The organism is Chryseobacterium sp. II3a, from assembly GCF_057815135.1.
Genome location: NZ_JBYPZJ010000001.1, coordinates 723541 through 737288, shown reverse-complemented (window position 1 = coordinate 737288; position 13748 = coordinate 723541). Strand labels below are relative to the sequence as shown.

10 protein-coding genes are annotated in these 13748 nt (G+C 34.3%); 4 read left to right on the top strand and 6 right to left on the bottom strand.

Going from position 1 to position 13748, the window contains the following annotated elements:
* Nucleotides 1–15: 15 nt before the first annotated feature.
* From AC3HD6_RS03275 to AC3HD6_RS03255, 5 genes are all read right to left on the bottom strand, one after another.
* The gene (locus AC3HD6_RS03275; protein WP_068943974.1) at nucleotides 16–519 is read right to left on the bottom strand and encodes a GbsR/MarR family transcriptional regulator; all 504 of its coding nucleotides are present in this window, start codon (nucleotides 517–519) and stop codon (nucleotides 16–18) included.
* 252 nt (nucleotides 520–771) lie between these two features.
* Nucleotides 772–5268, bottom strand: a complete 4497-nt coding sequence (locus AC3HD6_RS03270) for a TonB-dependent receptor plug domain-containing protein (protein WP_488895044.1) — start codon at nucleotides 5266–5268, stop codon at nucleotides 772–774.
* Between the two features lie 3 nt (nucleotides 5269–5271).
* The gene (locus tag AC3HD6_RS03265; RefSeq protein WP_488895043.1) at nucleotides 5272–8043 is read right to left on the bottom strand and encodes a hypothetical protein; all 2772 of its coding nucleotides are present in this window, start codon (nucleotides 8041–8043) and stop codon (nucleotides 5272–5274) included.
* Between the two features lie 69 nt (nucleotides 8044–8112).
* Entirely contained in the window at nucleotides 8113–10356 is a 2244-nt protein-coding gene (locus AC3HD6_RS03260; RefSeq protein ID WP_488895042.1) for a T9SS type A sorting domain-containing protein, read from the bottom strand.
* A gap of 12 nt (nucleotides 10357–10368) precedes the next feature.
* Nucleotides 10369–10887, bottom strand: coding sequence for an RNA polymerase sigma factor (locus AC3HD6_RS03255; protein WP_488895041.1), 519 nt, complete (start codon nucleotides 10885–10887; stop codon nucleotides 10369–10371).
* Between the two features lie 199 nt (nucleotides 10888–11086).
* Here AC3HD6_RS03255 and AC3HD6_RS03250 point away from each other — a divergent pair, with 199 nt between their 5' ends.
* Nucleotides 11087–12289 carry a C1 family peptidase gene (locus AC3HD6_RS03250; RefSeq protein ID WP_488895040.1) on the top strand — a complete coding sequence of 401 codons (1203 nt, stop codon included), beginning with the start codon at nucleotides 11087–11089 and terminating at the stop codon, nucleotides 12287–12289.
* A 104-nt stretch (nucleotides 12290–12393) separates the two neighbouring features.
* Here the strand turns inward: AC3HD6_RS03250 and AC3HD6_RS03245 are convergent, their stop codons facing one another.
* Nucleotides 12394–12852 carry a hypothetical protein gene (locus tag AC3HD6_RS03245; RefSeq protein ID WP_488895039.1) on the bottom strand — a complete coding sequence of 153 codons (459 nt, stop codon included), beginning with the start codon at nucleotides 12850–12852 and terminating at the stop codon, nucleotides 12394–12396.
* A gap of 159 nt (nucleotides 12853–13011) precedes the next feature.
* Here AC3HD6_RS03245 and AC3HD6_RS03240 point away from each other — a divergent pair, with 159 nt between their 5' ends.
* The 3 genes from AC3HD6_RS03240 (at nucleotide 13012) to AC3HD6_RS03230 (ending at nucleotide 13661) form a co-directional block, all read left to right on the top strand.
* Nucleotides 13012–13167: a bacteriocin-like protein gene (locus AC3HD6_RS03240; protein ID WP_488895038.1), complete on the top strand. Its 156-nt coding sequence runs from the start codon at nucleotides 13012–13014 to the stop codon at nucleotides 13165–13167.
* A 59-nt stretch (nucleotides 13168–13226) separates the two neighbouring features.
* Complete coding sequence (locus AC3HD6_RS03235) at nucleotides 13227–13388, top strand: bacteriocin-like protein (protein WP_488895037.1); 162 nt, start codon at nucleotides 13227–13229, stop codon at nucleotides 13386–13388.
* A gap of 117 nt (nucleotides 13389–13505) precedes the next feature.
* On the top strand, nucleotides 13506–13661 hold the full coding sequence (locus tag AC3HD6_RS03230) for a bacteriocin-like protein (RefSeq protein WP_488895036.1): 156 nt from the start codon (nucleotides 13506–13508) through the stop codon (nucleotides 13659–13661).
* Nucleotides 13662–13748 lie beyond the last annotated feature (87 nt).

Sequence of the window (13748 nt, the reverse complement as noted above, 5' to 3'; positions counted from 1 at the left end):
TCATCCCTTTCTATTTTATTTCAACAGGTTGGTAATTTTGCCTACCAGCCAGTGATCATCACTTTTAATCGCCAAATCCATAATGTTATTGATTTTTCCGGTTACAGAGCTGAAATCATCCATCAACTTGATGAATTCTTTGGCTTCCTCTGAATCGCTATCTTCAATATTCCTTAACTCTTCCAAAAAGGAAATGACTGGCTCAATTTCTCTTTTCCTACGTTCTTTGGTAATCTGTTTAAAAAGATACCATACATCTTTTTCTGCTACAAAATATTCTTTTCGGTCTCCTTTTATAAATTCTTTTCTTACAATCCCCCAATCCATCAAAGCACGAAGATTCATATTGGCATTTCCTCTCGAAATTTCAAGCTGCTCCATCACCTCATCTGTTGATAATGGTTTGCCACTTGCCAAAAGTAATGCATGAACTTGTGCCATGGTACGGTTGATTCCCCAATTGGTGGCAAAAGTTCCCCAGGTCTGAATGTATTTTTCTTTGGCTTCTGAAAGTTGCATTGTTTTTTTACTTTAAATTTCTATTACAAATGTAATTATATTTTTTGAATTTTCAATAATTATTGAAAATAAAATATAAAACTACTATCATTTTGTAGCAAACAGTGTTACAATCTATTGCATTAAGACATGTTGATAGAAACACTTAAGCGAATTTAAAAGGTTAAAATACTATTTTTGAGATTTCTGTAATTACTAAATACAACCCGCTTCATACATGATGAAACGGGTTGTATAATCTCTGTTAAAGTTCTATGGTTCAATCTTAGTATATATACCTTCATTCCAATATTTTGATTCAGGCATATAATAAAGATAGGCATTGCTTGATTTTCCTGTATAAGATCCTGCAAATTCTACTTTCAGATCAAGATTGATAGTTTTTGTTTCTTCAGCCGCAAAATGTTCCCAGTACAATACCAGGTAATTGTCAAAGATCTCATAATAGGAAACTTGCTTTTTATCTAATAAATCTTTTAATAAAGATGTTTGCAGAGTTAATCCTGCAGGAATACCAATTTTAGCAACAGTCATGGGCAGCTGATTATTCACTTTGTTTTTAAGGGTGACTATCATTCTGTTGGTTTCTCCTACTCTGGAATTTTCGGACATTAATTTCGTATCCATGGTTAAAAGAATATTGGAGCTTTCCGGAGCCTTCAGAGTATAATATTGATATTCTAACTTATAAAGAAGCCCTGTCTCTGAAGGGTAATCTATAGTAATGGTATTGTTTCCGGTTTTGTAAGCGGATGAAATATTTAAGCCAGATGATACTAAAGCATTGTTTATTTTAATAGCAGGTCTATCAGTTCTAAACAGCTTTTCATTTTTTATAAAAAACTGAGACAACGCCTGTAGAGCCAAGCTTGTTGCCTGAGTTGATCCAAATCCATAGCCTCCATTGTACCTTAAAAGCTCATCTGCTGCTTTTGCTATCGTTTGTTGATTGAGTTTTTCATCTTTCTGAAGCGCTATCATATACAATGAAAGGGTTTCTGCATTGGCTGAATATCCACCGGAACCCGTAAAAGTTGTTTCAGCTTTAAGTTTTTGGGGTTCAAACTGTGTATTTAAAGCAAACATCAAATTATCGTAATCCTGATGCTTCCCCAGATTCGCCGCTGCATTGGCCAATAAAGCCAGTTGATAAGAATCTTTTTTCAACAAGGCTCTTTTCAGCATTACCAGGTAAGAATCTTCAATTTCAGTTGTAAAGCCTAACTGAGATAATGCATAGAGAACATACATATTTCTTGACCAATCGTATTCTGAGTAGGGTCCTGTTTGGGACTCATAATATTTTCGTACTCCAAAAAGTCCATTCCCTGCTTTTTTTGATAAAATAAATGATGATAGTCCTTGAATAATCTTTGGATCAATCGCAATATACCTTTTCAGATCTGTAAACTCAAGTAAAGCAAATGCAGAAAGAGAGACATCTGACTCCGCTGTATTAAAATATCCAACACCTCCGTCTTTATTTTTATAGCTTAGCATTTTTTGAAAGCCTTTTTTCAGATTTTTGATCACAAGACTTTCCGTGGAACCATCAATTTTTTTGCTTAATTTTAAATAATCCAGAATAAAAATATTAGGATATACTGTTGATGACAGCTGCTCAAAACATCCATGAGGCTCTCTTTTCAATCTTTCAAGATCATCAAACATTTTCAAAGCAGCATTTTCAAATACATAATAAGATGAAAACAGGCTGCCATTAATATATTCAGGAATCGTAATCTGAATTTTCTCCGTCTTGTTATCTATTACTGAAAACTGATGTAAAAATCCTTTCTCTTCTACCTTAAAAGGAAGAATCATTGTTTCCCTGAAATCTCCAGATCTTATAATAAACTGAATATTAGAATCCACTACCTCATCAGTCTGTATTTTAACAAATAATCTTCCGGATTCCAAAGGTTTTAAAGTAATCAGGCTGTCTGATGACATGAGTTTTACATGATTGGGAACAATAACATCCATTGCCATTTTTCTGGTTTCTCTGGAGTTGTTTTTGATCACCACAGGAATAAGCATTTCGTCCGTTCTAGTCAAATACTGTGGAATCTTAGCATCAATAGATATCAAACTTTGTGCGGCATAAGTGGTTTCATACCGTCCTATAAGTCCGGACGCTGAAATTCCTTCTGTCGTCGTTCTGAAAGTGGAATTGGCATCTGAGTTATAGAATTCTACTTTTGCTTTACCTTCTTTATTGGTTTCCACTACAGGATTCCAATAAATAGCTTCTCTGTAATCAAATCTATAAGAAGTATTTGTTGTTTTATATTCGGGATAGGCAAATTCCTTATTTACTGAATATTTGATAAGTTCCTCTGTAGGAATAGACAGGACTGCAAAATACGTTTTCGGGGTAATATCCAGCTTATTCTGAGCCAGACTATTAGAAAATGAATTAATAATGATAACTCCATTAACGGCTCTGCTTCCGTAAATGGCTGTTGCTGCTGCATCCTTCAAAACTGTAACGCTGTTGATATCGTTGGGATTGATTGCTGTATTAAAATTTTCTACCGGAACTCCATCTACTACAAATAATGGGCTTTTATTTGATATTGATGAAGCCCCTCTCACCACAAAATTCCCTCTTTGCTGCTCTCCAGCCGGAGTTACAGTGATCCCTGCAACTTTTCCCTGCAATAATGACCCAATATTAGAATCTTTAATTTCGGAATTGCCAATAATGCTTACTGAAGAGGTATTTGTTTTTTTACTCATCAAATTTCCATATCCTACCATCACAACTTCCTCAATATATTTTTCAGAAATAGAATCTTTTTTGGTGCTATTTGTTTTTGGTGATATTTGTTTAGGTTTTTCTTTGATTTCAGCCTCTTTTATAATCTCTTCTACATTTATGTTATTTAGCTTTTGCTTAACAAGCGGGTTTATCTCTAATTTATATGACAATACCCTTATTTTTACTGTATGCTTAGGCTGAATGGATTTAGCAATCAATTTATAAGAATCACTCCCTTCCATCCCTGAGAAATAAAACTGCCCGTTTTCTGTTGTCGTTTGTTTGAGAATCTGACCTCCATAAGATTCTACAAGAAAAACATTGGCTTTAATGGGTTTCTTATTTTCATCTTCTACGACTCCATATACAGTGCCTCTTTTTTCTGGGAAAAATTTGTATTTACCTGTTTTAACAATCTCCGGAATCAGTTCAAAATACCGGTATCCATTGGTGAGCATCACAAGATCCAGACTTTTCTCTGCTTTTCCTTCTTTTTTATCAAAATAAAACTGGGGCTTTTCAATTTTTCCTTTCAACTCAGAATCCATCAGAAGCCATGAACTGATATGATTTTGTTTATCATCGGCATAAGTCCAAAGCTTATCATCCACTACACTTATGGCAAGATTTGCCGGTATAGGTTGATTGTTTTTATCTGTAGTTTCAATATTCAGTACTACTTTTTCTCTTGGCTGGTAATATTCTTTTACAGGTTTTACCTTAATATTCAGCTGCTGATCTTTATTGGTAAAAACAATACGTTCTACAAGAGGAATATTATTTTCAAATATCGTAAAACGACAAATTCCAACTGGCAGGTCTTTTTCCGGGACCTCCAATACGTTGGTTCCGTTTTTTAAAGAAATCTCACGGCTGTATATTTCTTTTTCACGGAAAAGCCCTTTTAAAACAATAGCCTTTTCTTGTGTAGTCACCGTTTTCAATAAAAGTATTCCATTTTCTTTTTTGATATTCAATATCAAGCCATTATTTTTAGACTCAGGAAAATGATAAATCTGTGTAATATTTTCGGGTTTTACAACTTTTGCATAATATGTTTCTCCTATTTTCGGAGTAAAGAAGAAATTTCCCATCCCGAAATTATAAGTGGAAACCTCAGATATTTTTTCATGGTTCTGATTATAAATACCCAAAACGGCATCTACAGGTTTTTCATATTCATCTAATACTTTGAATGCAATATTCTGTTCTATTCCGTTGATTAAAGCACCTCCTTCAGGCAAAAGTTTCACATCCAGATTGTTCAATACAATAGGAATATTTCTTGAAATAGATTCTGTAAATCCATCAAAATTAACTTTAATATTTAAAAGTGCATCAGATGATTGTAAGGATTTGGGAAGCCTGAACTGCAATAGCTTTTTTCCTTCCTTATCTGTAATAAGCTTGCCTTCAGTAATCATTTCCCCGTTATGAGTTACCATATAATCCGCTTCGTAAAAAGGAATGGGCAAATTACCCAGACTCCGCATTGAAAAGTCTGCTGTGACTTCATCACCAGGGCCATATCCTTTCTTTGGAAAATCAAGCTTCATTAAAATCCTTGGAGATACTATTTTCTGTAAGGTAATTTCTTTTTCAAAAACATTTTTCCCTTCCTCATTCTGCATCCAGTTGGTATAGGCTCTAATCTTGTAAATACCACCCTTCATATCATCAGCGAAAGAGAAGTATCCGTTAGCATAGCCATTGTTAATTTTATATTTGGACTTTGCTAAAACACTTCCGGAAGGGTCAATGATTTCAAAATTGACCACCCTGCTGTCTCCTGTAGGAAGATTATTCTTTCCCTGCACTACGTATATTTTAAAATACATGTCCTCTCCCGGTTTATAGAAAACATGGTTGGTCTGGATATATGTCTTTTCTTTTTCAAAATCCTTAAATGAATTCTGTGCCTTCAAAAATATTGATGAAAACAATAGACTCAGTGATAGGATATGTGATATAAATTTGAAATTCATGGGTTAAAATTTGAATGAAACAATACAACCAAATGTTTTAAAAGAGGGAAGATTAAAGAAATCCAGTCCTCTTCCATTGTCCGTATCATAGAAATTCTGGTTGGGATCTACTCCTTTATTCGCCTGCCAGAGCATGATATTATCTACATACAATGTAATTTTCATAGATCGCTGGCTATTATTCAGAGGAAAATAGGTGGATAGCGAAATATTATTTATCCTTATATGATCTGCCTTCTGAATATAGTTTTCTGCCACACCCAGGTATCCATATCTGGACCATCTGTTTTCAAGAACATTTTGATGAGGATCATAAAAATCCACCGGAGTCTGGTTATGATTACCATTAGCCAATACTCCTTGAAAAACATAATTTTTGATGTTCCTTTCTTCTCCGGAATCATAAGAACGTCCGTAATAATCCATAACAGCCTGAGTACCGTTCCAGATCTGGCCTCCCTTTTTCCATTCCCAGTTGATATCCAAAATCCATCTTTTATAGACTAAATTATGATTGAATTTCATTACAAAATCAGGAGTTGGGTCAGCAATGATCTTCATTCCGGCAGCCTTTTCCGGAAATCCGGAATCATCAATAATGAGCTGTCCATCAGAAGTTCTTTCAAAATAACTTCCCATCACTGCACCCAATACCTCTCCTTCCGCAAGGGTCTTATAAATATCCTGAAATCCTGAAATAGCAGTATTGTTATAACTAGGTATTACGCGATCTACAATATCTTTATATTTGAAAAATGAAATTTTGTTTGTAGCAAAAAAATCATTGGCCAGAAAAAGCCTGTCATAAGCAAAATTAAATTCATACCCACTATACGTATGATCTGCCATATTTTTTAGTCTTAACTGATTGTTTTCAAATACCGGAAAAACGTCGCCTTCAGTTTTTCTGTTAAAATATTCCCCTTCAAGACTAATATTATATCCGAAATTGATCTTTCCACCTATTTTCCATTCTTTTGTATTGATATTGGATAACCCTTTGAAGCTTTCCACTTCTTGTACAGGAAAATAATGGTAATAATTTTCTGCTTTCAGTAAAGTGGAAGCATAAGAAGCATAGGACCTGGTAATCTCGGGTTCTGAGCTGAGATGGATATAGTTTCCCGAAATTTTAAATTCATAGTTGTACCAGTCAAAGATGTTTTTAAACCGCAGATAACCTGTCGCCTTTGGAAGCCAGTAATTGTTTTTATCTGAAGTATTAGAGATGTAAAAGGAATTTCCAAGATTAAAATCTGCTTCAAAATTACCGGACTTGACTTCCATGTTATAATTAAAAATATAGTCCTGAGAGGTTCTTTGATAATTATATTTTTTATCAATCAGACTATTGTAAACATCAGATTTAATATCATTCAGAATAAAATTAAGACTAAAAGCATTCTTAAAGTTATAGTGACCCAATTCATATTTCCCTTGTATATTGGAGTGATATAACCTGTTGTTTTGTTCTCTTTCATTACCTATTCCATTATTGAATCCGTAGGTAGATGGTTGATATTGATCCAGATTCCAAATAAAATTACTTTCATAAGATTGAATGATATTTAATTTAAAGTTACCAAAAGTTTTATCTGCATTAAGCACAAACTGTCTCTGACGGCTCTGATAGCGGTATTTTTGATCCTGCACAAAAAGAAATGCAGGATTATCAGCATCTTGGCTGTAGTTTCGTTGCTGTCCATTATCCAAAAAAGTCTGCTGGGCATTTGAAAACGAAATGGGAGTCAGTAAAGAATTTTGAAATACTCTATTGAAAAGTCCTATTCTGTTAGTATTTGTCGCCTTATTTTCTTCATAATTAAAGGAAAACTTCACCAAATAGCCTCCTAAATCTGTGTTCAGCTTTGTTTTAATAGAATTGCTCAGATTAAACTGATCAATAAAGTATAATTGATTTTTTTGCTGCGCCCAATCCAATGAAAGGCGAAACTTCTCCTTGTATCCTTGTTTTATAATTGTATTGATATTAAGTTGGTTGTTATATCCAACCATCGTTTTAAACAGGTTATTATTATAGATTATTGCCTGCTTATTTCCGTCAGCTAAAGGAACCAATCTGCCGTTCTGATCATACTGATACGGGATTCCATCAAAAGCCAATGTAGAAATATCAGGTCCAAAGCTAAACACTTCATTGGTCTCGGGTCCATTCCAGATCAAGTTTCCATTATTGGATCTTCCTTGTACATACCTATGCTGGGCTGCTGGAAGGGAATTATGACTTTTAACATCTAAAGAAGAGGTAAATCCGCCATTCAATAATAACGTCCATTTCTTTTGCTCTTTCAGAACATACAGACTGTCTCTTCTCTGCTTCAGCTTTCTTACACTGCTAAAATATCTATCGGAATTATTATTTAGAATTGTTGAAGCATTCTCAATACTGAACTTATCATGGTTTTTTTGTGAAACCAGACTGTCATATGTTTTACTGTAAATCTCCTGTACATTTTTTTTCTCTACCTGACTTTCAAGAATATTTTTCAATTCCCTTAGCTGATAAGACATAACAACCTGGGTACTTTTTCCTTGATTCCAGACTAAGGTATCATAGGGCTTGGCTGCAATGATTGCAAATCCTTCTTCATCAGTCAGTTCATATACACCACTGTTTTTATTGTAGACTTTTAAAAAGTTTTGTGGTTTATCTTTATGATTTAAAAATTTTCCTGAATAATATAAGGTTGAATTTTGTGCCTTCAATACCGTAATAGTAAACGGTAATAGCAACAGTAAATAGTTTTTTCTCATCTTCATGGTAATGTGTACTAAAATAAAGAAAAAGAAATTTCCGGGGAAATTTCTTTTCTCTTTTTCAAATTAATTTTTGATGACCTTAAAAGTCTCCCAGTTATTATTAGTCCGGACACGAACTAAATAAATTCCCTGAGGATATGAAGTCATATCGATTGTGTTTTTACCTTCTTCCAAGTTTTCTTTCCGCATGATTATTTTTCCAGCCAGATCATAGATGTATAATTCTTCAATCTTAGTCGCTGTTCTTATTTTGATCATACCCTTGGTTGGATTTGGAAAAATCACAGTTTTCGCATCCACCTGACGGGCTATTTCTGTTTCCATTTTCTTATTGATATTCCCGTTGGAGATACCGTCTGTACACTCAGGAAGTGTAGCTCTCTGGAGAATCAGCCTTAGCAGAAGACTGTTCAGTTTTTCGACTTCATAAGAATCTATGGTAGGTTTAATATGATTGTTTCCTATCCCGCTATCATTAGTAAGAAACGTGTAGGTTCCGTTGGTAAGTAATGCAAAAGTCCGCATTATATATTCGGTTTCTTTATTGGTATCACTTGCAGCCAATGGAATAATCGTTATCCCTTTTTGAGCAGCTTTTTTTATTTTGTCATATAACTTCTGAATATTTTCTTCAGACTGATGGGGCGGAGCATCCAAAATCAAGAACATAATTTTAGTAGAATTTCCTGAACTCCATTTCAGATCATCAATGGAAACCTGTAGTGCTTCTACAACCGCTTCAGGGGTATCACCTCCTCCAGCTGCTTTTTGTTGTTTGATGAACTGAATTAAATCTTCAGCTTTATCAGAGAAATCAAATTTTCTGGTGATATATTCATCTCCTTTATCCCTGTAAAATACGGAACCATATCTAATTTCAGAATTTTTTAAATTAGTTTCTACTTTTCTCAGAACATCCAGCAATTCAGACTGCAGATAAGTAATCTCATCTCCCATGGATCCTGTTGCATCCACAACAAAAGCAAGATCGAGTTTCCTTTTCTCCAGGCATGGCTTATTCAAAACAATCAGGTTCTGACCATTTTTAAATTCATTCACTTTATTACTGATGATCTGTCCGGAAGCATCGGACAAGTAATAATTTTTAGAATCTGAGCTTTCCCCTTCCATTGGACTGATCCATAATTCTGCATTCCCCAGGTTATCTGAAACAGCTTCCCAGATCACTTTTTTCTGATCATCCAGTAGTTTTACTTTTTCTCCAATGACTGGTTTTTTATTTTTGTTCGTCAACTGAACAGAAACTCTTCTGTCCGGGTAAAATTTCCAGGTATTTTTATATTCTTCAAGGCTTGGAGCAGCTATATCTTTCCAATATTCCCATTTAGAAAAATCATTCACTTCTCCTGCAGTGAGCTGCCCTGCTTTAGGAAGATCCTTTTCCTTATCTTCAGGCTTTTTATCCAATTCCTTTATACTTTTTGAGTACAATTCTTCCAATTTTTCCTTTTCAGCCTGTCGCAAACGTTTTGTTTTTACCACGACTACTCCATGTAAGGCTTTACTTCCATATAATGCTGCTGCCTCCTCAGGCTTAAGGACAGATACTTTTTTAATACGTTTAGGATTCATATCCTTCAAAGCATCCAATGTTGTAGGAATTCCATTAACAACTACCAATGGTCTTTCTGTGCTTCCATTGATGCTGCTCAGCCCTCTTATCTTTATATTGTTATTTTTTCCAGGAGTAGAAATAGATACCCCAGCAACGGTTCCACTTAACATTTCGGAAACCGTAGCTACACTTGAAGAGGAGTAAGTTTTATCTCTTTTAATACCATATCCAGTCACTACAACGTCATCAATACTTTTTACTACATCAGAAGTTTCCATATGGCGTTCTATAGTTGGCGGCGGTGAAGCTATAGACACAGGATTAGGAATTCTTAATGGCTCCGGAACATAATTGTTATATACTATTGCCTTCTCTACTTTAGGAGATATTTTATTCTTCTCTTTCTGAAGATTCTCTTTTGTGATATGATTTATTTTAGCAATATGAGTATCGGCTGCCGGTTCCGGGAAAATTTTGTGTTCTGCGATTGCCGATTTTACAGGTTGCTCTCTATCTTTTTTATTCAGGAAATATAGAGCACCTATTCCTATCATTAGGCTTGCCGCTATTCCATAAGGGAACCAGACAGGAATCATTTTCTTTTTTTCTTTTTTCTGATCTAATTTTTCTTCCACTTTGTCCCAAACTTTATCAAAACCAGGAAAAACAGTTGGTTCTTCTGAAAGTTTAGAAGCTTCATTGAATTGTTGATCGATATGATTATTTTCCATTGTAGTAAAAGTTTAAATGTTTTGATTCACCAAAAGTTCCTGTAGTTTTTTTCTCGCAAAATTGAGCTGGGACTTTGAAGTTCCCTCACTAATGGAAAGCATGGAAGCTATTTCCTTATGCGGATATCCTTCAATAGCAAAAAGATTAAAAATAGCTCTGCATCCTTCAGGGAGAAAGTTGAGCAGACTCAGAATATCTTTTTCAAAGGAAATATGCTCTGAAGATCCTTCCGAAGGTTCATTCAGATTTTCTTCCAGGGAAATAAATAAGGCTTTATTATTTCTTAATTTCTGGAGACATTCATTTACTGCAATTTTTTTTGCCCAGGCTTCAAAAGTATCCGGATTCTGAAGCTGGCTTATTTTCGTGAAAATCTTATAGAAGGCATCGGCCAATACTTCTTCTATATCTTCATCGTTTTTCAAATAACGTTTGCAGACTGAATGCAGCTTACCCGCCATTTTCTCGTAGACTTTCCGCTGTGCTTTGCGATCATTACGCTGGCATTCTATTAGTAATTCTCTTTCCATTGTCAGAAGTTATATTATAATAGATGCAGGAATTTTATCTGGGGTTGGAAACATGATCAACTTTTTTAAAACAAAAGACTGATTTTAAATTTACCGTATTTGTTTTTTTGAATAATATTTTAATTTCAAATTTAACTTTTCCCTTTGTAACAAATCTCTATTAATAACGACTATTAATGTAAATAATCTTTTTATAGTAATGAAAAATGCGAAAATGGCATCATTACTTTTTGTTTTGTCTGCAGGAAGTATGATGTTTGCCCAAGATGACTTAATCAACAAGTTAAAAAACAACCACTCACAAAATGCTAATTTTCAGTTCACAACGTTAAAAGACGTTGGGGCTACTTCTGTAAAGAACCAGGGTTCATCAGGAACTTGCTGGAGCTACTCAGGAAACTCTTTCCTTGAATCTGAAATGCAGAGAATGGGCAAAAAACCTGTAGATCTTGCTGAAATCTTTACCGCAAGAAATTCTTATCATGATAAAGCGAAGTTATATGTTTTAAATAACGGTGCTATCAGCTGGGGTGATGGAGGAGAACTTCACGATGTTGTCAATATGTATAAGAAGTATGGAGCGGTTCCACAGGATGTATATTCTGGATTAAAAGCTGGACAGACAACCAACAACTTCAAAGAAATGCAAGGAAAGTTAAAGCCTGTTCTTGACAGCCTTGTTCAAGCTTCTTCTAAAGGAAAACTTACTGACAACTGGATGGATTCTGTAGATGCTATTCTTGATGAATACTTAGGAAAAGTACCTGCTAACTTCACGTATGAGGGGAAAAACTATACGCCAAAGACTTTTGCTAAAGAAGTAGTAGGAATCAACCCCGAAGATTATGTAGAATTATCTTCTTATAAAGATTATCCTTACTACCAGAAGTTTGTAGTTCCAATTCCTGATAACTGGAGCCATGATTCTGACTGGAACGTTCCCATGAAAGATCTTACAGCGATCATCGATAATGCCGTAACTAAAGGGTATTCTGTAGGTTGGGCAACAGATGTTTCTGAGCCTTATTTCTCTTACAAAAACGGAGTGGCTTATGTTCCGGATATGGATTTAGATCAAATCAATGCAGAGAACAAGCAGACTTTATTTACAGAGCCTAAAAAGGATAAAACCATCACTGAGGATATGCGTCAAAAAGGCCTTAACAACCTTTCTACAACGGATGATCATGGGATGCATATCGTAGGATTGGCAAAAGATCAGACTGGGAAGGAATATTATATGGTGAAAAACTCTTGGGGAGTAACCAATGACTTCGCAGGATACCTTTACGTAACAAGACCTTATGTTGAATATAAGTCTACAGCTATTTTGGTTCACAAAAATGCGATTCCAAAGAATATCTTAAAGCAGTTGAAACCAACTAAGAACATTGGTTTATAAGAAATCACTTCTGTCATTTTAATGTGACAGTTTTAGATATTTAAATCTGTTAAAAAACGCGCTCCTACTATTACAGGAGCGCGTTTGTTTTATATATTCGGAGATTATTTTTCAGTTATATGATGATAATAATCTACCAGAGAGTATATCTCAGGTTTTGAACCTTGTTTATAATCAATAACCAGCCACTTATTTTCAGACTTATTTTTGTCAAACACATAGTTTTCTCTTGGAAAATCAATGATTCTATAACCAGTATAAATGGTTGCAGGAGTAGCTTCAAATATTTCTGCTGAATAATAGTTAGCATCATCAGCTATGGTATAGAAATTATCTTCGCACTGTTTCTTTTTGATTTCCTCTATCTCTTCATCATCAGGGCCTAACAGCAATGTGGTAGATTTTGTGATAACAGTATCAGCTTTTATCTTTTGAGAGGCAACCTGAAGCTCTTCTTTTGGGTGTTTCGGAACATTTTTAAAATGAGATTCTGTTTGCTTATTTTCTTTTTTACAGGAGAAAAATAATAATGGTATTATAAGGAATAGATATTTACCCGACATTTTATTTTGATCCTTTATTTTGTAAATTAATAGATTCACAAAGAAACGAAAAAAGCGGCCCACACCCTATTATTTTAATTTAATCACATCATTTTTATTAAAAGATTAAGAGATTAATAAAAAATACTACATTTGTAATATTAACCAAATCACCAAAACATGAAAAATCTAAAAAAGTTAGTAAAATCAGATCTCAAAAAAATCAATGGCGGTAATGCTCCGGAATGTCCAACAGGGACCCAGGCATGTTACTATACAGGTAAAGATGGATCTCAAAGATGGAGATGTATTTCTGAAACGGCGGAGTGCCCTTAATCTCTTAAAGTATTTATTCAATATTCGGAAATATTCATTAATACTAAAAATTATTACCTATGAAAAATTTAAAAAAATTAGCAACATCAGAACTCAAGAAAATTAATGGTGGAAATGCTCCGGTATGCGAACCTGGAGAAATAGCATGCAGATATCCTGCGGCAGATGGCTATCCTGCTTATTGGGATTGTGTACCTGCAGCATACGGATGCAGACGTTAAGAACAACTTCTGAGTCCAAAAAACGGTTTATTTTGAACCTAAAAGAAACTGTAAACAATTTTTATTTTTTTAAATCTGTAAAAAAATTAATACCAAAACCTATCATAATTATTAAACATGAAAAATCTAAAAAAATTAGTAAAATCAGAATTAAAGAAGATCAATGGTGGGAATGCCCCAGTATGTGAACCAGGAGCAAGAGCTTGCCGATACAAAGCAGAAAATGGACAACCAGCCTACTGGAACTGCGTGGCAGTAGAATATCCATGTTGATTTTAAGAAATACTAAAAAAAGCACTTTCAAAATTTTGAAAGTGTTTTTTTAACTTTAGATAAAACAAATACAAATTATATCACAAT